The organism is Bacillus sp. FSL L8-0528, from assembly GCF_038593085.1.
Classification (GTDB): domain Bacteria; phylum Bacillota; class Bacilli; order Bacillales; family Bacillaceae; genus Bacillus; species Bacillus paralicheniformis.
Genome location: NZ_CP151961.1, coordinates 3830669 through 3856994, shown reverse-complemented (window position 1 = coordinate 3856994; position 26326 = coordinate 3830669). Strand labels below are relative to the sequence as shown.

The 26326-nt window shown below is 46.5% G+C and carries 27 protein-coding genes; 24 read left to right on the top strand and 3 right to left on the bottom strand.

The features are described from left to right. Window positions 1-48: 48 nt before the first annotated feature. The 7 genes from MHI30_RS19730 to MHI30_RS19700 all read left to right on the top strand — a co-directional run bounded on the left by MHI30_RS19730 (window position 49) and on the right by MHI30_RS19700 (window position 8278). Window positions 49-1338 carry a UDP-N-acetylglucosamine 1-carboxyvinyltransferase gene (locus MHI30_RS19730; RefSeq protein ID WP_020453286.1) on the top strand — a complete coding sequence of 430 codons (1290 nt, stop codon included), beginning with the start codon at window positions 49-51 and terminating at the stop codon, window positions 1336-1338. 66 nt (window positions 1339-1404) lie between these two features. Further along, on the top strand, window positions 1405-2370 hold the full coding sequence (gene glpX / locus MHI30_RS19725; RefSeq protein WP_020453285.1) for a class II fructose-bisphosphatase: 966 nt from the start codon (window positions 1405-1407) through the stop codon (window positions 2368-2370). A gap of 456 nt (window positions 2371-2826) precedes the next feature. Continuing rightward, the gene (gene rho / locus MHI30_RS19720) at window positions 2827-4110 is read left to right on the top strand and encodes a transcription termination factor Rho (protein ID WP_003186053.1); all 1284 of its coding nucleotides are present in this window, start codon (window positions 2827-2829) and stop codon (window positions 4108-4110) included. Window positions 4111-4237: 127 nt separating this feature from the next. Then, window positions 4238-4438 (top strand): 50S ribosomal protein L31, encoded by a 201-nt coding sequence (gene rpmE, locus MHI30_RS19715; protein ID WP_003186051.1) that lies wholly within the window; start codon window positions 4238-4240, stop codon window positions 4436-4438. A gap of 78 nt (window positions 4439-4516) precedes the next feature. Then, window positions 4517-5101 (top strand): thymidine kinase, encoded by a 585-nt coding sequence (locus MHI30_RS19710; protein ID WP_009329781.1) that lies wholly within the window; start codon window positions 4517-4519, stop codon window positions 5099-5101. Window positions 5102-5439: 338 nt separating this feature from the next. Then, a complete protein-coding gene (gene malS / locus MHI30_RS19705; protein ID WP_003186049.1) occupies window positions 5440-7143 on the top strand; it encodes an oxaloacetate-decarboxylating malate dehydrogenase in 1704 nt (567 codons plus the stop codon). Window positions 7144-7321: 178 nt separating this feature from the next. After that, entirely contained in the window at window positions 7322-8278 is a 957-nt protein-coding gene (locus MHI30_RS19700; protein ID WP_003186048.1) for an AEC family transporter, read from the top strand. A gap of 54 nt (window positions 8279-8332) precedes the next feature. Here the strand turns inward: MHI30_RS19700 and racA are convergent, their stop codons facing one another. After that, entirely contained in the window at window positions 8333-8893 is a 561-nt protein-coding gene (gene racA / locus MHI30_RS19695; RefSeq protein WP_003186047.1) for a chromosome-anchoring protein RacA, read from the bottom strand. A 136-nt stretch (window positions 8894-9029) separates the two neighbouring features. After that, window positions 9030-9413: a VOC family protein gene (locus MHI30_RS19690; protein WP_003186045.1), complete on the bottom strand. Its 384-nt coding sequence runs from the start codon at window positions 9411-9413 to the stop codon at window positions 9030-9032. 135 nt (window positions 9414-9548) lie between these two features. Between MHI30_RS19690 and prfA the strand changes: the two genes are divergently transcribed. Together prfA and prmC are read left to right on the top strand one after the other, a co-directional pair. After that, on the top strand, window positions 9549-10619 hold the full coding sequence (gene prfA / locus MHI30_RS19685) for a peptide chain release factor 1 (protein ID WP_003186043.1): 1071 nt from the start codon (window positions 9549-9551) through the stop codon (window positions 10617-10619). 2 nt (window positions 10620-10621) lie between these two features. Beyond that, on the top strand, window positions 10622-11488 hold the full coding sequence (gene prmC / locus MHI30_RS19680) for a peptide chain release factor N(5)-glutamine methyltransferase (RefSeq protein ID WP_003186041.1): 867 nt from the start codon (window positions 10622-10624) through the stop codon (window positions 11486-11488). A 332-nt stretch (window positions 11489-11820) separates the two neighbouring features. On the opposite strand, the gene MHI30_RS19675 is transcribed toward prmC, so the two are convergent. Next, window positions 11821-12810 (bottom strand): LacI family DNA-binding transcriptional regulator, encoded by a 990-nt coding sequence (locus MHI30_RS19675; RefSeq protein ID WP_003186038.1) that lies wholly within the window; start codon window positions 12808-12810, stop codon window positions 11821-11823. A 106-nt stretch (window positions 12811-12916) separates the two neighbouring features. Between MHI30_RS19675 and MHI30_RS19670 the strand changes: the two genes are divergently transcribed. The 15 genes from MHI30_RS19670 (at window position 12917) to atpB (ending at window position 26305) form a co-directional block, all read left to right on the top strand. Next, on the top strand, window positions 12917-14230 hold the full coding sequence (locus MHI30_RS19670; RefSeq protein WP_003186036.1) for an aminotransferase class I/II-fold pyridoxal phosphate-dependent enzyme: 1314 nt from the start codon (window positions 12917-12919) through the stop codon (window positions 14228-14230). After that, on the top strand, window positions 14217-15065 hold the full coding sequence (locus tag MHI30_RS19665; protein ID WP_003186034.1) for an HAD-IIB family hydrolase: 849 nt from the start codon (window positions 14217-14219) through the stop codon (window positions 15063-15065). The genes MHI30_RS19670 and MHI30_RS19665 overlap by 14 nt, the downstream gene beginning before the upstream one ends. Window positions 15066-15078: 13 nt before the next feature. Then, the gene (locus MHI30_RS19660) at window positions 15079-16125 is read left to right on the top strand and encodes a Gfo/Idh/MocA family oxidoreductase (protein WP_003186031.1); all 1047 of its coding nucleotides are present in this window, start codon (window positions 15079-15081) and stop codon (window positions 16123-16125) included. Between the two features lie 76 nt (window positions 16126-16201). Next, on the top strand, window positions 16202-17386 hold the full coding sequence (locus tag MHI30_RS19655) for an MFS transporter (RefSeq protein ID WP_003186030.1): 1185 nt from the start codon (window positions 16202-16204) through the stop codon (window positions 17384-17386). Between the two features lie 119 nt (window positions 17387-17505). After that, window positions 17506-18171 carry a stage II sporulation protein R gene (gene spoIIR, locus MHI30_RS19650; protein WP_003186028.1) on the top strand — a complete coding sequence of 222 codons (666 nt, stop codon included), beginning with the start codon at window positions 17506-17508 and terminating at the stop codon, window positions 18169-18171. A gap of 343 nt (window positions 18172-18514) precedes the next feature. After that, window positions 18515-18958 carry a hypothetical protein gene (locus MHI30_RS19645; RefSeq protein WP_003186027.1) on the top strand — a complete coding sequence of 148 codons (444 nt, stop codon included), beginning with the start codon at window positions 18515-18517 and terminating at the stop codon, window positions 18956-18958. Between the two features lie 157 nt (window positions 18959-19115). Continuing rightward, the gene (locus tag MHI30_RS19640) at window positions 19116-20159 is read left to right on the top strand and encodes an L-threonylcarbamoyladenylate synthase (RefSeq protein WP_009329761.1); all 1044 of its coding nucleotides are present in this window, start codon (window positions 19116-19118) and stop codon (window positions 20157-20159) included. A 74-nt stretch (window positions 20160-20233) separates the two neighbouring features. Further along, complete coding sequence (locus tag MHI30_RS19635; RefSeq protein WP_003186024.1) at window positions 20234-20794, top strand: manganese efflux pump MntP family protein; 561 nt, start codon at window positions 20234-20236, stop codon at window positions 20792-20794. Between the two features lie 150 nt (window positions 20795-20944). Beyond that, entirely contained in the window at window positions 20945-21400 is a 456-nt protein-coding gene (locus tag MHI30_RS19630; RefSeq protein WP_009329759.1) for a low molecular weight protein arginine phosphatase, read from the top strand. A 142-nt stretch (window positions 21401-21542) separates the two neighbouring features. After that, window positions 21543-21992 (top strand): ribose 5-phosphate isomerase B, encoded by a 450-nt coding sequence (rpiB, locus tag MHI30_RS19625; protein ID WP_003186021.1) that lies wholly within the window; start codon window positions 21543-21545, stop codon window positions 21990-21992. A gap of 15 nt (window positions 21993-22007) precedes the next feature. Further along, window positions 22008-22550, top strand: coding sequence for a TIGR01440 family protein (locus tag MHI30_RS19620; RefSeq protein ID WP_003186019.1), 543 nt, complete (start codon window positions 22008-22010; stop codon window positions 22548-22550). 225 nt (window positions 22551-22775) lie between these two features. Then, window positions 22776-24023 (top strand): serine hydroxymethyltransferase, encoded by a 1248-nt coding sequence (gene glyA, locus MHI30_RS19615; protein WP_075751568.1) that lies wholly within the window; start codon window positions 22776-22778, stop codon window positions 24021-24023. Between the two features lie 126 nt (window positions 24024-24149). After that, window positions 24150-24779: a uracil phosphoribosyltransferase gene (gene upp, locus MHI30_RS19610; protein WP_003186017.1), complete on the top strand. Its 630-nt coding sequence runs from the start codon at window positions 24150-24152 to the stop codon at window positions 24777-24779. A 400-nt stretch (window positions 24780-25179) separates the two neighbouring features. Continuing rightward, window positions 25180-25563: an ATP synthase subunit I gene (locus MHI30_RS19605; protein WP_003186016.1), complete on the top strand. Its 384-nt coding sequence runs from the start codon at window positions 25180-25182 to the stop codon at window positions 25561-25563. 7 nt (window positions 25564-25570) lie between these two features. Beyond that, entirely contained in the window at window positions 25571-26305 is a 735-nt protein-coding gene (gene atpB, locus MHI30_RS19600; RefSeq protein WP_003186015.1) for a F0F1 ATP synthase subunit A, read from the top strand. The last annotated feature ends 21 nt before the right edge of the window (window positions 26306-26326 follow it).

Genomic DNA, 26326 nt, shown 5'->3' with positions numbered 1-26326 from the left:
CATTATGAAGCGCTCCATTAGCTATCTTCTTTAAGGAAGGAGACGATCATGGAAAAGTTAAATATAGCCGGCGGCGATCCTCTCAATGGCACAGTACATATAAGCGGAGCGAAAAACAGCGCTGTCGCTCTCATACCCGCGACGATTTTGGCTGATTCGACGGTTACGCTTGAAGGCCTTCCCCATATTTCAGACATTTTGACGCTGCGCGATCTGCTGAGAGAGATCGGCGGAAACGTTCACTTTGAAAAGGGAGAAATGGTCGTTGATCCTGCGCCGATGATCAGCATGCCTTTGCCGAATGGAAAAGTGAAACAGCTTCGGGCTTCTTATTACTTAATGGGCGCGATGCTCGGACGCTTTAAGAAAGCGGTCATCGGCCTTCCAGGCGGCTGCCACCTCGGTCCGAGACCGATTGATCAGCATATCAAAGGTTTTGAGGCGCTCGGAGCCGAAGTGACGAACGAACAGGGTGCGATCTATCTGCGTGCGGAGGAATTAAAAGGCGCGCGCATTTATCTTGATGTCGTCAGTGTTGGAGCAACGATCAACATCATGCTTGCCGCCGTGCTTGCCAAAGGCAAAACCGTAATTGAAAATGCTGCGAAAGAACCTGAGATTATCGATGTTGCCACCCTTTTAACGAGCATGGGAGCAAAAATAAAAGGTGCCGGTACGGATGTCATCCGCATCGAAGGCGTTGAGTCGCTTCACGGGTGCAGACACTCGATTATTCCGGACCGGATCGAAGCCGGCACTTTCATGATCGCAGCTGCTTCCATGGGACAAGAAGTGCTGATTGATAATGTGATTCCGACGCATTTGGAATCGTTAATCGCCAAGCTCCGCGAAATGGGGGTTCGAATCGAAGAAAGCAGCGAGCAGATTTTAATGGTCGGCGGGCAGAAAGAGCTGAAACCCGTCGATTTGAAAACGCTCGTATACCCCGGTTTTCCGACCGATCTGCAGCAGCCGATGACATCGCTCTTAACGAAGGCAAACGGGACGAGTGTCGTCACTGACACCATTTATTCCGCCCGCTTCAAACATATCGACGAGCTGAGGCGCATGGGCGCGTCGATGAAGGTCGAAGGCAGATCGGCGATTATTACCGGTCCCGTTCCTCTGCAGGGCGCCAAGGTGAAAGCGAGCGATCTGCGGGCGGGAGCGTGTCTCGTTGTTGCGGGTCTAATGGCGGAAGGAGTCACGGAAATCACCGGTTTGGAGCACCTTGACAGAGGCTACAGCCAGCTTGAAGAAAAGCTGGCAAAGCTCGGGGCCACTGTCTGGCGCGAAAAATTGACAGACCAGGAAATTGAACAGCTGCAAAATTCCTGATGGACAAATGCTGTGATAGATCAAACATAAAACGATTTCATATGGGGGAGAGGAGATTAGATAGGAATGGAAAGAAGCTTATCGATGGAACTGGTGCGTGTGACAGAAGCGGCTGCGCTTAAGTCAGCGCGCTGGATGGGTAGAGGTAAAAAGGACGAGGCCGACGACGCCGCGACAAGCGCCATGAGGGATGTGTTTGACACCATTCCTATGAAGGGAACGGTCGTAATCGGAGAAGGGGAAATGGACGAAGCACCGATGCTTTATATTGGAGAAAAGCTCGGCAACGGCTACGGCCCTCGCGTAGACGTAGCAGTAGATCCTCTCGAAGGGACGAACATCGTCGCAAGCGGCGGATGGAACGCGCTCGCAGTCATTGCTGTGGCTGATCACGGAAACCTGCTGAATGCGCCTGACATGTATATGGATAAAATCGCTGTAGGTCCTGAAGCTGTCGGCTGCATCGATATTGAAGCGCCTGTGATTGATAACTTGAAAGCTGTGGCAAAAGCAAAAAATAAAGATGTAGAAGATGTCGTAGCCACGATTTTGAACCGTCCGCGGCACGAGGAAATCATCCATGAGCTTCGCGAAGCGGGCGCCCGAATCAAGCTGATCAATGACGGGGACGTGGCCGGTGCCATTAACACCGCTTTTGATCATACAGGCGTCGATATTTTATTCGGCTCAGGAGGCGCTCCGGAAGGCGTCCTGTCTGCTGTCGCACTCAAAGCTCTCGGAGGAGAAATTCACGGAAAGCTTCTTCCTCAAAACGAAGAAGAACTGAGACGCTGTGAAAAGATGGGGCTTGATACGGGCAAAGTGCTCCGCATGGAAGACCTCGTCAAAGGAGACGACGCGATTTTCGCCGCAACCGGTGTCACAGACGGAGAGCTCTTGAAAGGCGTGCAATTCAAAGGATCTGTCGGAACGACCCACAGTATAGTCATGAGAGCGAAATCCGGTACGGTGCGGTTTGTGGACGGAAGACACAGTCTCAAGAAAAAACCTAACCTAGTCATCCGGCCATAAGGAAGAGGAAAAGCGGGGATATAGACGACCCGCTTTTCCCTTGTATTTCACTTCACGAATTGAATCAAGGTTCATACTCTGATACAATAGCTAACGGCTTTTCTTCTTCATGTCAAGGCATTTTCAAAACAGGGTCATCTCTATCAATTTCATGTCAAATCGCAAATGAAGTTGAATATGTACGACAAATGAGGTAAAACTAAAGAGTGCTGCGAAATTTTCTGCACATGTTGGTTCTTAGAGAGCCAAAATCCTGCCGCATCTATCAGATATGCGATTATCTTCTCTTGTTAAGTCCTCGCTTCTTTCTCGACTCATACTTATAATCCTTTTCAATACGTCGATATATATGGGTAGAAGCGTTGCCGGTAAACGAATCGGCAGTATAATCAAGCGTCTTTCGTGAAATTGATGAGACAAAGTAAATTATTCGATTAGAAAAGAGTGGTGTTCTTAGTGAAAGATGTATCCATTTCATCTTTGGAAAATATGAAATTAAAAGAGCTGTATGAGCTTGCAAGGCATTATAAAGTCTCTTATTACAGCAAACTGACAAAAAAGGAACTGATTTTTGCCATTCTGAAAGCAAACGCCGAACAGGAAGATCTGCTGTTCATGGAAGGCGTATTGGAAATCATCCAGTCTGAAGGGTTCGGCTTTCTCAGACCGATCAATTATTCCCCTAGTTCAGAGGATATCTATATTTCCGCTTCGCAAATCCGCCGTTTTGATTTGAGAAACGGTGACAAAGTGTCCGGAAAGGTCCGTCCTCCAAAAGAAAACGAACGGTATTACGGCCTTCTGCATGTTGAAGCGGTTAACGGCGACGATCCTGAATCGGCAAAAGAACGCGTGCACTTTCCAGCGTTAACGCCGCTTTATCCAGACCGCCAGATGGTGCTTGAAACGAAACCGAATCACCTGTCAACACGGATCATGGACATGATGGCGCCGGTCGGCTTTGGACAGCGCGGTCTGATCGTCGCTCCGCCTAAAGCAGGTAAAACCATGCTTTTGAAAGAGATCGCGAACAGCATCACAACCAACCATCCGGAGGCGGAGCTGATCGTGCTTCTTATCGATGAAAGGCCTGAGGAAGTGACCGATATCGAACGTTCGGTTGCAGGAGACGTCGTCAGCTCCACGTTTGACGAAGTTCCTGAAAACCACATCAAGGTGGCCGAGCTTGTATTGGAACGTGCGATGAGGCTTGTCGAACATAAAAAGGACGTCATCATTTTAATGGACAGCATTACAAGGCTTGCCCGCGCTTATAACCTAGTCATTCCGCCGAGCGGCCGAACGTTGTCAGGGGGAATCGATCCCGGCGCTTTCCACCGTCCAAAGCGTTTCTTTGGAGCAGCCCGCAACATTGAAGAGGGCGGCAGTTTAACGATCTTGGCGACCGCTCTTGTCGACACGGGCTCGCGGATGGATGACGTCATCTATGAAGAATTTAAAGGGACAGGGAACATGGAGCTTCATCTTGACCGTTCTCTTGCGGAAAGAAGAATCTTTCCTGCCATTGATATTCGCCGTTCGGGTACGCGTAAAGAAGAGCTTCTCGTTCCGAAAGAGCACCTTGACCGTCTGTGGTCTATCCGGAAAACGATGTCTGACACGCCTGATTTCGTCGAAAAATTCATGAGAAAAATGAAAAAGACGAAAACGAATCAGGAGTTTTTCGATATTCTGATCCAGGAATGGAAGCAAGCGAATATGTCGGCTGCAAGACGCTGATTTAAAACTTTAGTTTGCAAAACGTCCGAATCGCTGTTATAATTCTATCATGTGCGTTCCGGAGGTTTTGTCCCGGAATAATAACTCTGTTTCCGAATTGGATTCAGGGCGGAAGGAGATGACAGACATGAAAGCAGGAATTCATCCTGAGTTCAAAAAAGCAACAGTCAAATGCGCTTGTGGAAACGAATTTGAAACAGGTTCAGTAAAAGAAGAGGTACGCGTTGAGATTTGTTCTGAATGCCATCCGTTCTACACTGGCCGCCAAAAATTCGCTTCAGCTGATGGTCGTGTTGATCGCTTTAACAAAAAATACGGTCTTAAGTAATAATAGATATGATAAACAGGCAGGATTTTTCTTGCCTGTTTTTTTACTTGCAATAATCGCTGGAGAGGAGTTAGTTGGATGTACATCATGAAGCAAAGCGGCTGGCTTGAACTCATATGCGGAAGCATGTTTTCGGGCAAGTCAGAGGAACTCATCCGCCGGATCAAAAGGGCAACGTTTGCGAAGCAGGAAGTCAAAGTGTTTAAACCGGCCATTGATAATCGCTACAGCAGCGAATCGGTTGTGTCGCATAATGGGACATCCATTGTGTGCCATGCCATCGCATCTCCGGAAGAAATTTTTCAATACATAAGCAAAGAAACGGATGTCATCGGCGTCGACGAAGTGCAGTTTTTTGATGAAACGATTGTCGGCACGTTAACTTCTCTGGCTGATCAGGGCTACCGTGTGATCGCAGCAGGCCTTGATTTAGACTTCCGGGGCGAGCCTTTCGGCGTCGTGCCCGATCTGATGGCTTTAGCGGAAACGGTGACCAAGCTGCAAGCCGTGTGCTCTGTCTGCGGATCCCCAGCCAGCCGCACGCAGAGGCTGATCAATGGAAAACCTGCTTCTTATGACGATCCGGTCATTTTGGTGGGGGCCTCCGAAGCATATGAAGCGCGCTGCCGCCACCACCATGAAGTGCCTGGAAAGCCGAAATGAAATCGGAAAAACATATAGATTTTCACTCGAAAACACTTGGTAAAAACAAGTGTTTTTTTTATTGAATCCTTTTTGCGGGAATTAATGTAATTAAAAAACTTAATTAAGAATACGAAAAAATTAACTAATTTTCATCGCTTGAATTTTGACAAAAGCAGGCATAAAATGACTTACTGTAGTCAGTAAAAAGTAAATAGGTTTTAGGAAATGTTCAGTTTTTTGTCAAAAAACGCGCGTTACATATTTGACAAATCTACATGTGTAAAAAGGCAAATATTCTATATTGTTTACCGTATTTATTTCACTTCATTAACATTTTAAGAAAGAAGGTAATTAGTGTGAACAACATGAGAAGAACGAAGGAAGGACATTTGGAGACTTCTTTGCGGGGTAAAGACGTTCTTTCCATTCCAACGCTAAATAAAGGTGTTGCATTTTCTCTTGAAGAAAGAAAGAACCTCGGTCTAGAAGGGCTTCTGCCGCCGACTGTTCTCAGCCTTGATCAGCAGGCGGAACGGGCTTACGAACAATTTTCCCGTCAACCTGACAGACTTCGCCAAAACGTATATTTGAACGATCTGCAAAACAGAAACGAAGTGCTTTTCTATAAATTATTGCAAAACCACCTGCGTGAAATGCTTCCGGTTGTCTATACGCCTACTGTCGGCGAAGCGATTCAGGAATACAGCCACGAATACCGCAGACCGCACGGCGTTTACTTGTCAATCGATGATATGGACGGAATCGAAACGGCTTTTAAAAACCTGCAGGCGTCTGCTGATGACATCGATTTGATCGTCGCTACAGATTCCGAAAGCATTTTGGGGATCGGCGACTGGGGCGTCGGAGGCATCAATATTGCGATTGGTAAGCTTGCAGTATATACGGCGGCAGCGGGAATCGATCCGAGCCGCGTTATCCCGGTCGTACTGGATGTCGGAACGAATAATGAAAAACTGCTAAACGATCCGCTCTATATCGGAAACCGTCATCCGCGTGTAGAAGGCGAGCGCTATGAACAATTTATCGACGCTTATGTCGAAACAGCATTGAAGCTTTTCCCTAACGCGCTTCTACACTGGGAAGATTTCGGAAATAAAAATGCCCGCAATATCATGAGTAAATATAACCATAAAATTGCAACATTTAATGATGATATTCAAGGAACAGGGGCTATCACGCTGGCTGCGATTTTAGCAGCTGTCAAAAAGACCGGCACGTCTTTGAAAGACCACCGGGTCGTCATCTTCGGACCTGGTTCTGCTGGTATAGGAATCGCTGACCAAATCCGCGACACCATGGTGCTTGAAGGGCTTTCAGAAGAAGAAGCCAACCGTGCATTCTGGACAGTCGATTACAGAGGATTATTAACGACAGGCATGGATCAAATCATGGATTTCCAAGAACCGTATTTGCGCGATACGGAAGAAGTGAAAGATTGGAAACGCAATGAAAAGGGAGAGATTTCCTTTGAGGAAGTCATCCGTCAAGTGAAGCCTACGATCCTGATTGGTACATCAGGTGTTGCCGGCGCCTTTAGTGAAGAAATCATCAAAGAGATGGCGGCTCATACTGAGCGTCCTGTGATTCTGCCGATGTCAAATCCGACACATCTGGCCGAAGCTGTTCCTGAAGACTTGTTCAAATGGACGGACGGAAAAGCGCTTGTGGCGACGGGAAGCCCGTTTGAAGCTGTTGAGTACAATGGCGTGAAACACGAAATCGGACAATCCAATAACGCTTTTGTATTCCCTGGATTAGGCCTGGGTACAATCGTTGCGAAAGCGAAAGTCATCACAAACGGCATGTTTGCTGCATCTGCCAACGCGGTCGCGAACATGGTGGATCATGAAAAGCCGGGTGCAGGTCTTCTGCCGAAAATCGACGACCTGCAAGACGTATCCGTTCAAGTGGCGATCGACGTTGTAAAAGCTGCCATTAAAGACGGCGTGGCCCAAGTTCAGCCTGAAGATGTCGAAAAGGCTGTCCGCGAAGCCATGTGGCGTCCGGAGTATAAAACAATTGTTGCAAAACAAGACTAATATTAGGTTCTGAGGAAACGATAAAAGAAACGGCAGCCCGGGTGCGGATGTTTTGTCACCGGGCTGCACCAATCAAATTTGAAAAAAATGGGATCGGCGGCTGTGTAACAGGGCGACCGCGTTTATCAGCCGCCGTTAATACGTCCCTGAAAGGGACAACATAGAGGAGGAAACAGCCTTGAGCTTTTTAAATATTTTAATCCTCCTTGCGCCAATATTTTTTGTTATTGCGCTGGGATGGTTTGCGGGTCACTTTGGAAGCTATGATGCTAAATCAGCAAAAGGGGTAAGTACGCTCGTAACGAAATACGCGCTTCCGGCCCACTTTGTATCAAGCATTTTGTCAACGCCAAAAGATAAGTTTTACAGCCAGATTCCGCTTATGATTTCATTGGTAATCGGTATCGTTGGATTTTACGTTATTATTTTGCTTCTTTTACGATTTTTGTTTAAATACGATTTAACAGATGCTTCAATGTTCTCATTGAACTCAGCACAGCCGACATTCGCCTTTATGGGTATTCCTGTATTGGGCAGCCTGTTCGGCATGCAGGAAGTTGCGATTCCAATCGCGATTACGGGAATTGTCGTAAATGCGATGCTTGATCCTCTTGCGATCATCGTCGGAACCGTCGGCCGTTCTTCAAAAAAACAAACGGAAACGACGGACAGCATTTGGAAGGTGACAGGAAAATCAATTTTACACGGTTTGTCTGAACCGCTCGCTTTTGCACCGCTTGCAAGTATCATTCTTGTATTATTCGGTCTGCAAATTCCTGAATTGCCGCAGAAAATGCTTGATATGCTCGGAGATACGACTTCAGGAATCGCCCTATTCGCAGTCGGGGTGACTGTCGGAATCCGCAAAATTAAATTCAGTATGCCTGCCTTGAGCATCGCTTTATTAAAAGTCGCTGCTCAGCCTGCTTTAATGTTTGTGATCGCGATGGTCGTCGGCCTTTCTTCTGCCGACATGACAAAAGCGGTTCTGCTCGTGGCATTCCCTGGTTCTGCTGTGGCGGCCATGATTGCTACAAACTTTGAAAGCCAGGAAGCGGAAACGGCATCCGCGTTTGTGATCAGTGCGGTGCTGTCAATTATTTCGCTGCCGATATTGATTGCAATTACAGCTTAAGTAAGAAAAAAGCTTGCAAGAAGCCGTTTATGGCCTTGCAAGCTTTTTTGCGCTTTAAAAAGAGAAGATCGATTTCAATTTGCTCTTCGGTTTTTTTTCTTCTCTTCTGACGGCTGTATCTTTTTCCCGGCGGTTCATGCTTTCCAATTGGCTGATTTTCTGCTCGAGATGCTTGATCTGCTGCCGTTCTTCTTCAAGTTCGCGCCTTTGCTGCAGAAGCTGGTAGGAGACGACATCGTCCGCTTTTTGCTCCAGCTTTCTTTCCAGCTCGGCGATTTTCTTTTGGAGCAGCTCGCGTTCAAGCTGTTCATGCTCTAAAAAACGCTGCAGCCTTTCTTCGAGCCGCTCATTCAATTGCAGTGCAGGCTCTTTCGTTTGAATCATTTCGTTTTTCTTGATGAAGAAGGTTTTTTTCGGGCGTTTGACCGTGACATCCTGCATAGGCGTACCGTTTTTCAACTGCTCTTTTACTTCTTTTAAAATGGCGATATCGTCTTCCGTGAAAAAGTAGTGGCCAAGCTCATTTCGGGAAGCGGGCAGTTGCAGCTGCTTGACCCAACGCTGCACCGTTTTGGTTGAAACCCCCAGTTCATTTGCCGCATCAGCAGTATTCATAAGATACCTCCTTTTAACCTGTAACTGTTCATTAAAAAGGGTATTCGACCTGAATGAAAAGGCCTCCTTCCTGTTAGACAAAAGAAGAAGGGATTCGGCAAAGAAAGCGGTTTTTCCCCAGAGGGTGCAGCCGTTGCTATGCTTCGTAAAGCTCTAAAGGCAGGCCGTCCGGGTCGGAGAAGAACGTATAGCGCTTGCCCGTCCCGGGATCGGTGCGGATCGGTTCAGCAGTGATGCCTTTTTGCTTGAGCTCCTTGACGGTCTGGTCAAGATCGGCCACCGTGAAAGCCAAATGGCGGAGTCCGGCAGCTTCGGGTCTGGTAAGGCGTGCGGGCGGATCCGGAAAAGAAAACAGTTCGATGACATAGCGGCCGTTTAATGAGAGGTCCAGTTTATATGATTCCCGATCCTTTCTGTACGTTTCGCTCAGAATCTCAAGTCCGAGCTTGTCGGCATAGAATGTTTTGGATGCTTCATAATCCGAGCATATGATGGCGATGTGATGAATCGATTCCAGCATTGAGTCAAGCTCCTTTTTTCTTAAAAGTATAGCAAAAAGACGCGGCTGCTGCCGATAACGGCGAAGTTGTTTTGACGGGGAAGAGTCCCTATACTATAATTAGAATGTTACGCACAGCAAACAGAGGTGAATAGCGTGTTAGACCGTTTAAAATCGATAGAGGACCGGTACGAAAAATTAAATGAACTATTAAGCGATCCGGAGGTTGTCAACGATCCGAAGAAGCTTAGAGAATATTCGAAAGAACAATCTGATTTACAGGAAACAGTTGAAGTATACAGACGTTATCGTAGCGCGTCGGAACAGCTGAGCGATGCTAAAGCGATGCTTGAAGAAAAGCTTGACTCCGACATGCGCGAGATGGTGAAAGAGGAGATTTCCGAACTGCAGGAAGAAATCGAGTCGCTCACAGATCAGCTGAAGGTATTGCTGATCCCTAAAGATCCGAATGATGACAAAAACGTTATCATGGAAATCCGCGGCGCAGCGGGCGGAGAAGAGGCCGCTTTATTTGCCGGCAACCTTTACCGCATGTACAGCCGCTACGCAGAGCTCCAAGGCTGGAAAACAGAAGTGATGGAAGCGAATATGACAGGTACAGGCGGATATAAAGAGATCATTTTTATGATCAATGGGAACGGCGCATACTCAAGGCTGAAGTATGAGAACGGCGCACACCGCGTACAGCGCGTTCCAGAGACCGAATCCGGCGGGCGCATCCATACATCCACGGCAACGGTAGCCTGCCTGCCTGAAGCGGAAGAGGTAGAAGTCGATATACATGAAAAAGACATTCGCGTCGACACCTTCGCATCGAGCGGTCCGGGAGGGCAAAGCGTCAATACGACGATGTCAGCCGTCCGTCTGACCCACCTTCCGACAGGTGTTGTCGTGTCTTGCCAGGATGAGAAATCTCAGATCAAAAACAAAGAAAAAGCGATGAAGGTTCTGCGCGCGCGAATTTACGACAAATTTCAGCAGGAAGCTCAGGCTGAATATGATCAAAACCGGAAATCCGCCGTCGGAACAGGAGACCGCTCTGAGCGCATCCGCACGTATAACTTTCCGCAAAACCGCGTTACCGATCACAGGATCGGCTTGACGATCCAAAAGCTCGACCAAATCCTTGAAGGCAAGCTTGATGAAGTGATTGACGCCCTGATTGTAGAGGATCAGGCAAGCAAGCTTCAGCAGGCGGAGAGCTAAACATGAAAACAATTTTTGAAGCCCTCAGGTGGGCTTCTTCTTATTTGACGGAAGCGGGAAGAGACCGGAATGCCGCGGAAATTTTGCTGACAGATCAGCTGAACATCGACCGCAGCAAACTGTTGGCAAGCTTCCATGATGTCATATCAGAGTCTGATTTTGCGAGGTTTAAAAAATCTGTCGAGCTTCATCATCAAGGAGTGCCTGTTCAATATATCACCGGAAAAGAGTCCTTTTACGGAAGGGAATTTTCGGTAAATGAACACGTTCTGATTCCGCGTCCTGAAACAGAGGAAGTCGTTGAAGCTGTCCTTTCCGAAGCGGAAAGAGTTTTTCACGGGACAGATCGTCTTAAAGCTGTCGATGTCGGTACAGGAAGCGGGGCGATTGCAGTGACCCTTGCGCTTGAGAGCCCGCGTTTTTCCGTCACGGCGACGGATATTTCGGAACAAGCTTTAAGTACCGCAAGACACAACGCTGACCGGCTTGGGGCGAAAGTGGATTTCCTCTGCGGTGATTTGCTTGAACCGCTTATCGCGCGACAGAAGAAAGCTGATGTCATCGTTTCGAATCCACCTTATATATCCGAGGAAGACATGAGGACGCTGTCAGATGTCGTCCGTCTCCATGAACCCGCCGGGGCTTTAACGGACGGTGCTGACGGATTGCAGTTTTATAAGCGTTTCATGAAGGAAATTCCATCTGTCATCGCAGATCAGGCACTGGTGGTGTTTGAAATCGGCTGGACTCAGGGGAATGCCGTTAAAGACATGTTTCACCGGTTCTTTCCTGATGCTGACGTGCGGGTGAAGAAAGATCTTAATGGAAAAGACCGCATCGTCTGCGCGGTAATTGAACAACATAGTTAAAAGTGACTCCAAAAGTTAGACAATAAAATGTCATGAAACAGTTTAACTGGCATGATTCCGGTATTGTACCAGGCTCATGCCTTTTCATTTGATCTTGATCCGTTTATGCCCTTCATTCCCCGCAAATTACCCTTTAGTTCCTCAGCTGTAAATTTAGCCATTAGAAAACTGCGCCTCCAATTGTTAAGTGTGTCGAACAAAAGGGGGGCGGCTCAAATTCCCGGTGGAAAATAGGAACCGCAGCCTTGACCGTTCTGGCGGCGTGCTTTACCATTTTTTAACAAAATTTTTATCTGAATAAAATAAAAAATAGTTCAAGATTAATATATATACTAAACAGATTGTCTTATTTTTAATGCAGGGGACAGTGTCACGACATCCCTCTGTAAGCCGCTTTCCCCATTCAGAAGGTTTACCATTGCACATACGGCTTTTTGAGCCAGCTCTTCAACAGGTATATCGATTGTCGTGATTTCCGGATCGGTCACCTCACAGATCGATTGATTGTCATATCCAAGCACTGCAAGCTGCTTTGGCACTTCATATTGATAATATCGGGCCCTTTTAATAATTCCTGCGGCCACTTGGTCGTTTCCCGTAAAAATGGCGGTCGGCTTTTCGGACATGTTGTGGATCTGGTCCATAATGCGGAAGCCGTCATGAATGGTAAATGCGTGGCTGAACATCCACTTCTCCTGGAAACGCAAACCTGCATCAGACAATGCTTTCATAAACCCTTCTTTTCTCATAATCTGGGCCTTGCTGTGTATCGTGTCACAGCAAAAGGCCATTAAATGATGCCCTTTTTGAATAAAAAGCTCCGTTCCTTTATATCCGGCTTCGAATTCGTCATAGCAGATCACCGGCACGTCCGCTTCGGCGTGGAATTCATTTGCCATAACCACGGGACCGTATTTGACGTATTTTTTGATGTCTTCCCATTCATTTTCAAGGCTGCATAGCATAACGCCATCGACTTCTTTCCTCTTGAGCAGCTCCAGTACTTTCAGTTCATTCTGCTTTTGATAAAACGTCTGAAACACAATGACTTTGTATTGGTGTTTCAGCGCTTCAGCGGACATATGCTTCATAAGCTGAGCGAAGAAGGGGTGGTCCGCGTGTGGGACAGACACTGCGAGAAACATCGTTTTGTTGGATCTGAGCTTTCGTGCAGACGTGTTCGGGATGTAGTCCAATTTTTCGATGACTTCCAAAACCCGCTTCCTTTTTTCTTCAGATACATAGGGATGATCGTTCAGTACTCTTGAAACAGTTGTTTTTGACACATTACTTAATTTTGCAATTTCGTCAATCGTAGGCATAAAGTCACTTCCTGAAAAAAAGAGTTGTTATGGTATCGATTCCATCATTTAAGATATGTCATGAAATATGACAATTTCCCAAAATAATAAAAATGGGGTGAAATTGATGAAAACCGCAAACGAAAACATGACTTGCACGAGCAAACAGCTATTTGTCCTTCTGAATGATTTGAAGGAAGGAAAGCTCGCTGGTGAATGCCGTATAGACGACACACTGGCCAATCAAAAATTAAAAGAGACATTGCAGCAGGATCAATTCGACATAACCGCCAATTTGCTGAACAGAATGGATTCCCCGCCCTCCAGAGTTGACTTTATGCCGCTTCATCGACTGATCACAGAAGAAGAAGTAGATGACGTGGTTCATGCGGTGAAAGACGTGCTGCCGACCGGGCAATTTACAAGCGGTTTTTATGTTGGCGTATTTGAAGCTGAAATAGCTGCTTTTTTGAGCAAAAAGCATGTCATGGCTTCATCCAGCGGAACCGATGCCATGATTGTCGCGCTGAAGGCTGCGGGTGTTGGACAAGGTGATGAAGTCATTATGCCTGCAAACAGCTTTGCTGCAACAGAAAACGCCGTGCTCGCAGCTGGAGGCACTCCGATTTTCTGCGATATTGACCCTGTTACATTTTGCATGGATCCTTCAGAAATTGAAGCATGTGTCACTTTGAAAACGAAATGCATTTTGCCTGTACACCTTTATGGAAAGCTGCCTGACATGGAAGCCATTGCAAAAACCGCTGATAAATACGGCATCCCGATTATTGAAGACGCCTGCCAGGCGATCGGCGTTTCCGATCTGGGAAAAAACAGCCTTTGCTCCATATTAAGCTTCAATCCGTATAAAAATCTCGGCACTTGCGGAAAAGCCGGCGCAATTGTGACGGATGATCCATCATTTGCATCCGCATGCATGGAATATATGTATCACGGCTTTGAACTGAATCAAAAAAATAAAAAGGCGGCTGACTACGGCTTTAACGCTAAGATTGATAATCTGCAAGCCGCTATTGGACTGGCAAGGATGAAATATCTTTCTTTAAATAATCTGAAGCGCTTATATTTAGCAGATCGTTATATTGCGCATTTGCAGCAGTATGAAGACAGAGGTCTGATCAAATTGCCTCAAATGACCGATGATCATGTATGGCATTTGTTTACAATTAAAATACTAAACGGAAATCGTGACCAAGTCAAAGATATGATGCTTAAATTTCATAATGTCCAAACAGATATATACTACCCGATTTTATCCCATCATCAAAACACACCACTTGTAAAAGCCAATTATCGGCACACATCACTGCCGGTCACTGAATCAGTGCATAAACAAATGCTTCAGCTTCCTCTCTATCCGGGGCTCACCGTAGAAGAACAAGACAAAGTAATGGAGGCCTTAATTGATGTCGTATCATGAAACACTTTCTTTTCACACCTTGCAGCAAGTAAACAAGCCGAAGTACGCCGTATTTTGCGATTTTGATGAGACATATTTCGCCCACAGCATCACCGATGAATCGAGAAAAGCGCTCATGGACCTTGAAACATTTATTCATTCGCACCATCTTGATCACAAGATTTTGCTCGGCTGGGTGACCGGGAGCAGCCTGTCATCCGTTCTTGCAAAAATGAAGCGGGGAGGCTTTCGATATCTTCCGCATTTTGTCGCCGGTGACCTTGGCACTGAAATCACTTATTTCTCTGAAGAAGGCCAAGTCTCTGATAAAGATTGGGAAGCCCGATTGCAAGAATCAAATTTCTCCCATGATCTGGTCGAAGAAATCAAGCAGACTCTCTCTAAAAAATATGAGATTGCGCTTGTGCCTCAGACTCAGCATGGCTTTTCCCGCTATAAAATCAACTATTACTATAAATCGTTGGAAGAGAGCACAGATAAGAGGGCGCTTGAAGCCATCAGGCGGCTTGCAAGAGAGCATGGAATAGGAGTAAATATCAATCGCTGCAACCCTTTGGCAGGCGATCCGGAAAACAGCTATGATGTGGACTTTATCCCCTTGCGGACAGGCAAACCGTACATTGTGGATTTTATATTGGATAAATTCGCGATAGAGAGGGAGAATTCATTTGCTTTCGGCGACAGCGGAAACGATGTGGATATGCTAAAAAAAACCGGACATGGTTATCTGGTGGGGAATGCGACAGCAGAAGCCAAGTCGCTCCATTCCCGTATGACAGAAGGCAGCTATACGGCTGGAATTTTAGAAGTGCTAAAAGCCCATATCAAACGATAAGGAGTGTCCTTAGATGAAAATCGGAATTATAGGAGCCGGAGGAATTGCAAAAGCCCATGCGAAAGCTCTTTCAACAGTCAAAGGTGCCGAGCTTTCCGGGTTTTTTGATATCAACTCGCTTGCCTCTCGTAAATGTGCGTTTGAATACGGAGGAACTGCCTTTACCAGTATGCAGGAGCTGTTGAATCAGTCGACGGCAGTCATCGTTTCATCGCCGAACTTTTGCCATAAAGAACATGCGCTTGAAGCGATGGCTGCAGGGAAGTATGTATTGTGTGAAAAACCGATGGCTGTCTCAATGGAAGAAGCGGAGGAGATGAAAAGCAGGGCGTCTCAATCCGCTTATATTCCGATCATGGGCTTCAATTACCGCCATCTCACATTCGTTAAGCGCCTAAAAGATATGATATCCGGCAATGAACTTGGAGATATTTTGTCCATCAATGTCCATTTTAAGAAAAACAGCGCCTTGAGAAGAAAAAAATATACTTGGCGCGATCATTCGAAAAGCAACAAAACGAGCGGGGCATTAGGAGATTTGGGCGTGCATTTAATCGATCTCATACTCTATTTGTTCGACAGCCCGTTTAAACTGGACAGTTTAAAAGTCAAAATGATGACGGTCGTCAAAGAAAAAGAACAAAAACAGGTATATGTTGATGATCATTCAGAAGTATACGGCCAGCTTGAAAATCATGTGTTTGTCAATATGATTACGTCAAAATGCACAAAATCGGATGAGTGCGGCTTCAGCATCGAGGTCAACGGCCAAAACGGCGTATTTTACTATCATTCACGGCAGAAAAATCAGTTTTTGCTGAGGGCCGGATTGACGGAGCAGATGATAACAATGCCGGACACGTGGCTGACAGACCCTGAAAATGAATTTTACGGATGGGCCGATTCCTTCAGAGTTCAGCTGATCCAATGGATGAACGGAATTCGGGATCGCAATTTTGCATCTCTTGCCACTTTTGAAGATGGATACAAGACGCAGTTCTACTTAAATGAATTTTTCAATAAAGGTCAGCAGCTGTCCCTTTCAAAACAAGCAAACTAGCATTGCGAAAGACCCTTGCCGGCTGTGCCACCCAAGCCGCAAGGGTTTTATGGTCTGCAACGAAGGAGTGAGTCTAATGAAAAAAATATTTCTATTCGGCTGTTCGTTTTATTTTCTAGTAGGGGTTATCCATATTCTGCTGGGGAGCCTGTCACCGTACATCATTCAAGAATATCAACGGGATCTTCATGATCTATCCTTCCTGATCTTTTTCCAATTCACCGGTTTTCTAAACGGCGTCCTGCTTGCGCCGATGTTTGTCAGACGCACCTCTCATACGGCTGTATTGACGTTTGGCCTTCTTCTTATTCTCGTTACGCTTTTAGGTGTTTTCCTTTTTGATATGTTCATCTTTTTTGTCATCATGGGATTTTTGCTCGGCTTTGGCGCGGGTACTTTAGAAACGACGATGGGGGCGTATGTGATTGCGCAAGATAAAAATGCGAAAGGGATGAATATTTTAGAGGTTTTTTTCGGATTAGGCGCGCTGCTGTTTCCTTTTCTTATTTATATCCTTACGGAACGATATGCCTGGCATTTCCCCTTGTATGCTTTATTTATCTTCGTTTTTGTGCTCGCGTGTATGTGGGGGGTTTATTTGCGCAGAAAAACCCCCGGCACTGCTTCCGGTCAGATGGCTTATCAGGAAAAACCGACTGTATCAGCCATATTTGAAACCGGAAGGAAAGAAAAAAACATTTTCCTCTTTCTCATATTCGCTTTTGTGTATGCGGGTATCGAGACCAATTTCGCAAACTTTTTGCCGGCGCTGATGCTGGAAAAAGGGGCTGAAGAAATCAGCGTGATCAGCGTCACGTTTTTTTGGACGGGGATGGTATGCGGACGTTTATTGACAAGTATTTTTGGCGGACGCATAACTTCCGTTGCCTTTCTGATCTTCAGCGCCGGAGCCTTGACTGTTTTGCTTTTGATTCTGGCGTGGTTTCCGGTTCATCAAACACAGCTGCTCCTCGTATTTTTCATCGGGCTGTCGGCAGCCGGCATTTTTCCGTGCGCCGTCACTCTTGCCTCGTTGGCTGGAAAGCCTTTTACAGAGGAAATCACGAGTCTCTTCATTTCGTCCGCAAGTCTGGGAGGAGCGCTTCTTTCATTCTTGATCGGCTGGGCGATTGATGCAAGCGCAGCCGCTGTCTTCCCGTTTTTGCTGTTCGGCGGATTGGGGGGCTTGCTGCTGGCGATCAGCGCGGTGATTTTTTTATCCGGCCTGCAAAAAAACAAGCAGAGTCATTTGGATATGTAGATTTATTAGGAAGAGATTACAAGCTTAGTAGGATTTTTTTCAGCAGCCGTTTAAACCGTTCCATCTTTGACCATAATATTGCTAGAAAAGGTTGAAGAACGAGAGGAACGGTGGGGAAAATGAAGAAATCAAACATTGCCTGTATGTATATTTTTCTTTTATTAATAGGAGCGCTTGCAAATCTCACGACGGAAGAGACTGCCCAATCATCAGGCGGGCAGCCTGCCGTGATTCCTGATGAAGCGATTCGGCTGCGGATTTTGGCAAACAGCGACAGCGGGAGCGACCAGAGCGTCAAACGCAAAATCAGGGATGAGGTCAATAAACAAATTACGAAATGGGTGGAAAACCTGACCTCGGTTGAGGAAGCGAGACAAGTCATCAGGTCGAAGCTGCCTGAAATCCAAGAGGTTGCCATGGATGTCATGAAACGCGAAAATGTTCGGCAATCCGTGTCTGTCCGTTTTGATCGTGTTTCATTTCCGACAAAGCTATACGGCAATATGGTGTATCCGGCCGGAGAATATGAGGCTGTTTTAATTACATTAGGCAAGGGAGAGGGAGCCAACTGGTGGTGCGTCCTGTTTCCGCCACTTTGCTTTCTTGATTTTTCCAATGGGGAAGCCGTAAAGTCGCCTGAAGACGAACAAACCGCTGCCGGAGAAGACCGCCGGGAAGAAAAAACAGACGCGGCGGATGAAACGGTATCTGGCATAGATAAAGATAAAGAAGACAAAGAAGTGAAATTTTTTCTTGTCGAATGGATTACCGGGCTTTTTTCTTAAAAGGACCGCCTTGCTTTCGTGTGCAGGGCGGTTTTTTACTGTTTGTTTTTTCATGATGGTTATTGAAGCTTTTGAATATGATATAATTTTCCAAAACGGTTCAGGGGAAATACTGCTTTTCGGATATACACCTTTTGCCCCTTTCTGATGTGCCAATCACATTGCCGGCAGAAGAGAAACTGTCTTATCACCAGTACAGCGTTCATTTGCATACTCATTCAAAGCGTTGGTTCCTGCTAATCAAAATTGAAAAATGAATAGCCGGCATTCTTCCAAATCAAAAGGTATATTTTACTGTCGCCCTCATAGATTGGATAGAGAAGTTAAAAAACGGGGTGAAAAGATGTTCTACCAATTGAGGTTAGCGGAAACGAAAGACATGAATGCGATCGAAGCATTTTTAAAAAAGGCGGGGACAAGCCATAAGGGTCTTGAGGAAGCGAAGAGCCAGTTTATCATGATGGAAGACCCTCCCGATGAAATCGTCGCCTGCCTCGGAATGGAGGAATTTGAAAACAAAAAAGGACTGCTGCGCTCGCTTGTCGTGTCTGACAAGCTCAGCCAAGGCCACATCGTTTCCTTGTTTCAAAGCATGCAGGTATTGTGCGAAAAGCGAGGAATCCAAACCCTTTATTTAGTAGCCAATAAGCGAACATCGATGGATTTCCTTGAAGTGCTCGGTTTTAAACAAGCTGCGGCAATTCCTGATGAGCTGGATGAATCCGAGCATGTTTCAGACTCACTGAACGTAAACGGAGCGGTTTTAATGGAGAAAACGTCAAATTAGCCATTAACTTATACACAGAGATATCCACGGATTCAAAAGCGTTATCCACAAAATGTGGACAACGCTTGTTTTCTTTTCTTTCATCTTTTATACTTTCAACATGATTTACATGAATTATTAACGTTTTTAGTGTTTTGTTAAGGGAGTTTTGATGTTAATGAAAACAAAAGTATGGACTGTGGATGTAAAACGCGATTTGTCCACAAACTGTCCACAAATTGCACAGGCGGCAAGACTGCTTCAGCAAAATGAAACGGTTGCTTTTCCGACAGAGACTGTTTACGGTCTTGGTGCAAACGCCAAACACAGCGAAGCAGTAGCTAAAATATACGAAGCGAAAGGGCGGCCGAGCGACAATCCGCTCATTGTCCACATCGCTGAAATTGAACAGCTTGCAGAATTTGCGGAAGTTGATTCGCCTCAGGCCGAAATGCTGATGAAGCGTTTTTGGCCCGGGCCGCTGACCCTTGTGCTGCCGTGCAAGCCCGGGGTGTTATCCACAAGGGTGACGGCGGGGCTCGACACGGTCGCGGTTAGAATGCCTGATCATCCTGTGGCGCTTGAGCTGATTAGACAGGCCGGCGTTCCGGTGGCTGCCCCGAGCGCAAATCTGTCCGGAAAACCGAGTCCGACGAAAGCCGAGCATGTCGTCAACGATTTGAATGGACGGATTGCGGGTGTCGTTGACGGCGGCCCTACAGGAGTAGGGGTTGAATCAACAGTTGTTTCATGCACCGGTGAAATTCCGGTCATTTTGAGGCCGGGCGGCGTCACAAAAGAGCAGCTCGAAGAAGCGGCCGGCCCCGTCTTGATTGACCAGGGCCTCACCGACGAAAAAAAGGCGCCTATGTCTCCCGGGATGAAATATACGCATTATGCACCGGAAGCACCTCTTGCTATTGTGAACGGGGGAGTTGAGGATATTCAACGGCTGATCGACCAATATCAGAAAGACGGGATGAAAGTCGGTGTCCTTACGACAGAGGAACGGGCCGATGTCTATCAGGCCGATGCCGTCCGCATCTGCGGCAGAAGAGACCGACTTGAAACGGTTGCCGCCGGTTTGTATGACGTTCTCCGCAGCTTTGATGAAGAACGTCTCGATTTTATTTTTGCGGAGTCTTTTCCTGAGGAAGGAGTGGGCCGGGCGATTATGAACCGGCTGTTGAAAGCGGCCGGCCACCGCGTAATCGAAGCGTAGCCTAAGCGGGGGTGTTCTATCTGCCTTTGGACGTGCATAAGCTAGAAAAGCTGGCGTGTCCAAGGGGGAATTGCATGAATGTTGATGTGTTAATAGGCGAAATCCTGACGCTTTCGATGATGGCTTTTGCACTCGGCATGGATGCCTTTTCAGTCGGTCTTGGAATGGGAATGGCCAAGCTGAAAAGGAACCAGGTTTTTCAAATCGGCGTCATTATTGGATTGTTCCATGTCATCATGCCGCTTGGCGGAATGATTGCGGGACAGTTTCTTTCGGGTGCGCTTGGTGCGCTGGCGGGATATATTGGGGGAGCTCTTTTATTGGTGCTGGGCATTCAGATGATTGTCGCATCTTTTAATAAAAGCGGGGAGCAGATCATCTCTCCGCACGGCTTCGGCTTGTTCGTTTTTGCCGTCGGCGTCAGCCTTGACAGCTTTTCAGTCGGTCTCAGCCTCGGCCTCTACGGAACGAAACCGATATTAACGATCTTTCTGTTCGGTTTGTTCAGCATGGTGTTAACTTGGGCGGGCCTTCTGCTTGGAAAAAAGGTTCAAACGTGGCTCGGCGCCTACAGCGAAGCGCTCGGAGGAGCCATCTTGCTGAGCTTCGGTCTGAAGCTTTTGCTGCCCATTTAATTGAAAGATGGGAAAATCTTTTTTCTGTTTTGCATAACATAATGGAACTTAGAAAAAGAGGGGGAGATCCCCTCTTTTTTGATTTCTGGAGCGGATTTTATTATTTTCCGTCTGAATCCTTTATAATATGAAACAAAGGAGTGAACAAGATTGAACATATTATTTGTCTGTACTGGAAATACGTGCCGCAGCCCGATGGCCGAAGCGCTCTTTAAATCTGCGGCTGCCGAAAAAAATCTGGATGTCTCCGTCAAATCTGCCGGGTTGTTTGCTCCTGAAAACGGAAAAGCTTCTTTATATGCTGTCGAAGCGCTTTTTGAAAAAAACATCGCTCTGAATCATACATCTTCACAGCTTTCCGAGGAGAAGGTGGAATGGGCTGATCTTGTTCTGACGATGACAGAGCAGCACAAGCAGCTGGCAGTACATGAATTTTCAAAGAGCCAAGATAAGATCTATACGCTGAAAGAGTATGTTAATGGAGATGGCGGGGACATTATTGACCCGTTCGGCGGTTCTCTCAGCGACTATCAAAGAACGAGAGATGAGCTGGAGCAGCTGCTGAGAAAATTGGCGGAAATGCTTGCGAAGAAATCTCAGGAATAGAAGCTGGCTAAGGAGCGTTTGCAAATCAAGCGGCAGCGGGTACAATAGACATGATCAATCAGAAGTATATAACGGCTGTATGCTGGCTTAACGGTTTCTGCGAGACTTTTGGCGGCACATTAAACGAGGAGGAGTCATTCCAATGAAAGTAATCATTGCATCAGATCACGGCGGAATCAATATCAGAAAAGAAATTATGGCATTGATGGACGAATTGAACATCGAATACGAAGATTACGGCTGCGAATGCGGTTCAGGATCTGTGGACTACCCGGATTATGCGTTTCCGGTCGCGCAAAAAGTGGCGAACGGGGAAGCCGACAGAGGCATTTTAATATGCGGAACAGGAATCGGCATGAGCATTTCCGCCAATAAAGTAAAAGGCATCCGCTGCGCCCTTGTCCACGACGTTTTCAGCGCCAAAATGACAAGAGAGCACAATGACACGAATGTTCTTGCGATGGGTGAACGGGTCATCGGCCCTGGTTTAGCGAGAGAGATTGCAAAGGTTTGGCTTACGACTGAGTTTTCAGCCGGGCGGCACGCCGTCCGCATCGGAAAAATCGCCGATTATGAAGACAAGCATGAATAAAGGGTGTCGTCAATCATGAAAAATCTTGAACAGACATGGCGTTCTATATTAGATGAATTTCATCAGCAAGCGAATTTGCGCGAAGGCCACATCGTCGTCATCGGCTGCAGCACAAGCGAGGTGGCCGGAAGGCGCATCGGCACTTCGGGAAGCGAACAAATCGCTGAAGCGGTCTACAAAGGACTGGAAGAGCTCAGGGACAGAACAGGAATCGCCCTCGCTTTTCAGTGCTGCGAACATTTAAACAGGGCGTTGGTTGTCGAGGAAGAAACGGCGAAAGCATACCGTCTTCCCGTTGTTTTCGCCATTCCTGTCCCGAAAGCGGGGGGATCGATGGCTTCATATGCCTATAAACATATGAAGGCTCCTGTTCTTGTTGAACAAATAGAGGCCGATGCGGGGATCGACATCGGCGACACGTTTATAGGAATGCATTTAAAGCCTGTTGCCGTTCCTGTCCGCGTCTCTCAAAAACAGCTAGGCGAAGCGCACGTGACGCTTGCGCGGACAAGGCCGAAGCTGATTGGAGGCGTCCGCGCCGTCTATGAAGCGGAGTAGCGGAAGAAGCGGGGGGAAGAGCCGGACAGGCTTTTTTCTTTATTAGAATAATTTTTTAAACAAATGATATATCGAACTATATGATTTGTCTATTCGTTTAATATTCGGTTTTTCCAATAATAAAAAACGAATTTTAAAAATAATCTCTTACATTTGCATGAAAAACCGTGTACAATGAGATGGTATAATTAACGAAATGGAAACAGATAGGAGAGGATCTCGCTGATGAAACATTTACCTGCGCAAGATGAACAAGTTTTTAGCGCCATTCAAGATGAGCGGAAACGTCAACAGTCGAAGATTGAGCTGATCGCTTCTGAAAACTTTGTAAGCGAAGCGGTTATGGAAGCTCAAGGCTCGGTTTTAACTAATAAATATGCGGAAGGATATCCTGGTAAACGCTACTACGGCGGTTGTGAGCATGTAGACGTGGCAGAGGATATCGCGCGCGACCGCGCCAAGCAGATTTTCGGCGCCGAGCACGTCAACGTTCAGCCGCATTCCGGCGCACAAGCGAACATGGCGGTATACTTCACGATTTTGGAGCACGGTGACACTGTGTTGGGAATGAACCTTGCTCACGGCGGACATTTAACGCACGGCAGCCCTGTCAACTTCAGCGGTGTTCAGTACAACTTCGTTGAATACGGCGTTGATAAAGAGACGCAGTATATTGATTACGAAGATGTCCGTGAAAAGGCGCTCAAACATAAGCCTAAGCTGATCGTGGCCGGAGCAAGCGCATATCCGCGCACCATCGATTTTAAAAAGTTCCGCGAAATCGCTGATGAAGTCGGAGCCTATGTGATGGTGGACATGGCGCATATCGCCGGACTTGTAGCAGCAGGTCTTCACCCGAATCCTGTTCCTTACGCTGACTTTGTGACGACGACAACTCATAAAACGCTTCGCGGACCGCGCGGCGGCATGATTCTTTGCCGTGAAGAGTTTGCGAAACAAATTGACAAGTCGATCTTCCCTGGAATTCAAGGCGGACCGTTAATGCACGTGATCGCTGCAAAGGCTGTTTCCTTTGGCGAAGCTTTAAAGGACGAATTCAAAACATATGCCCAAAATGTCATCAACAATGCGAAGCGCTTGGCTGAAACATTGAAAAAAGAGGGTATCGAGCTCGTATCCGGCGGAACGGATAACCATCTTGTGCTGGTCGACCTGCGCTCTCTCGGCATGACCGGAAAAGTGGCTGAAAATGTACTTGATGAAGTCGGCATCACCGTCAACAAAAACGCGATTCCTTATGATCCTGAAAAACCTTTCGTTACGAGCGGAATCCGCGTCGGTACAGCAGCTGTGACGAGCCGCGGCTTTGATCTGGAAGCGATCGAAGAAGTGGGAGCGATCATTGCGCTTGCCCTTAAAAACCATGAAGACGAAGCGAAGCTTGAAGAAGCAAAACAGCGTGTAGAAGCGCTGACAAACAGATTCCCGTTGTATACCGGGCTTGATTACTAAGATATTTGCGCCGCTCCGAAAAGGGGCGGCTTTTTTCATAAAATTGTCTCCTGATTTTTGTTGAAACAAGCTGTTTTTTTATGTAGAATCAATAGAAGTGTGTGAAAAAAGGAGCTGAAGACGGATATGGGAAAGGTATATGTGTTTGATCACCCTCTTATACAGCATAAGCTTACATACATCCGGGACGTAAAGACCGGAACAAAAGAATTCAGAGAGCTTGTTGATGAGGTTGCAACGCTGATGGCATTTGAGATTACGCGAGACCTGCCGCTGGAGGAAGTGAATGTAGAGACTCCTGTGCAAATGGCAAAGTCAAACGTCATCGCCGGAAAAAAACTCGGGGTTGTTCCGATTCTGAGAGCAGGGCTTGGAATGGTAGACGGAATTTTGAAGCTGATTCCTGCTGCAAAAGTCGGACATGTCGGGCTTTACCGTGATCCTGAAACATTGAAGCCTGTTGAGTATTATGTCAAGCTTCCATCCGATGTTGAAGAACGCGAATTCATCGTCGTCGATCCGATGCTGGCAACCGGAGGTTCGGCGGTAGAGGCGCTGAACAGCTTGAAAAAACGCGGCGCAAAAAATATCCGCTTTATGTGTCTGATCGCTGCCCCGGAAGGTGTAGACGAAGTGCAGAAGCATCATCCTGACGTTGACATTTACATTGCCGCTCTGGATGAAAAACTAAATGAAAAAGGATATATCGTTCCCGGATTGGGCGACGCCGGAGACCGCATGTTCGGAACGAAATAATGTAAGAAAATCCTGAAAAAGGGTTTTCTTTTTTTGTGTTTTATACCATAATTAAACATGTGTGCGTCTTAAATGAGGCGAATTTGTGAACATTTTGTGAGAGCTGCTGTGATTATGAATAGTTTTTTAACTTTAAACAGATTGACACCTCAGGGGGGCTATTGTATGCTAAAATAGGCTATTATGATAAGGTTTTCATAGCGGTTATCATAATGACCAGTCCTCTGTTAAAATCCTTTGAAAACCCCATATTTGCAGGCGACAGACAGATCACCGGCCCAAGAATTTTCGGACTGTGTGAAGTCTTGAGCAGAACACTACGTTCTGTAAAATGGTCAGACCGCCTAGTTTACCGTAATCGTAAGATAGATTTAAAATTTTCACATCAGGAGCGTATTTGATGACCGATGCGAGTCTTTCATTCCGTAGGCAACAAAAATATGTCCTATATATTTTAGCAGTCTGCGTGTTAGGCTATGGATTTCTGCCATATCAGGCAATTTTTTTAGGCCTGATTACCGGCACTGTTTTCAGCTATTTCAATCTCTGGCTGCTGGCCAAAAGGATGCAGGCCTTCGATAAAGCAGTGGCAAAGGGCAAAATGATCCGTTCTCTCGGGACTGCTTCCAGATTGTGCAACGCCATTATCGCGGCGGCCATTGCTTATAAATACCCTGAATATATTCATTTGGCAGGCGTCATTGTGGGGTTGATGACAATTTATCCTGTCATTATGATAGATTCCTTTATCCAGCTAAAACGTTCATCAATGGAAGAGAGGTGAAAACCCTTTGAATCACGAATCTAGAATTGTTAATTTCTTAGGCCTCAATTTTGATTTAACTAGCATTCTAATGATTACTGTGACAAGCATCATCGTCTTTCTGATAGCGGTGCTGACCACAAGAACACTCGCGATCCGGCCGACGAAAGCTCAGAACTTTATGGAGTGGATTGTCGACTTTGTTCGCAATATTATCGGCAGCACAATGGATCTTAAAGTCGGCAGAGACTTTCTCGCCCTTGGCATAACCCTGCTGATGTACATATTTGTTGCCAACATGCTCGGCCTTCCGTTTTCCATAACAGTAGGCCACGAATTATGGTGGAAATCCCCTACGGCCGATCCGGCGGTTACTTTAACCCTCGCCGTCATGGTAGTAGGCCTCACTCATTACTACGGAGTGAAAAGGAAAGGGTTGGGGGAGTATACCAAAGATTTCTTCAGACCAATTCCATATTTAGTGCCGCTCAAAATCATTGAAGAATTTGCGAACACATTAACATTGGGATTGCGTCTTTACGGTAATATTTTCGCCGGCGAAATTCTGCTCGGCCTTCTTGCCGGACTGGCAACCAACTTCTATTCTCAAAGCATTTTCCTGGGGCTGGTTGGAACCATTGGAGCGGTTGTGCCGATGATCGTATGGCAGGCGTTCAGCTTGTTCGTAGGTACAATCCAGGCATTCATCTTCACGATGTTAACAATGGTTTACATGTCTCACAAAGTAAGTCATGAACACTAAAAATAAGACATATCCGCTAAG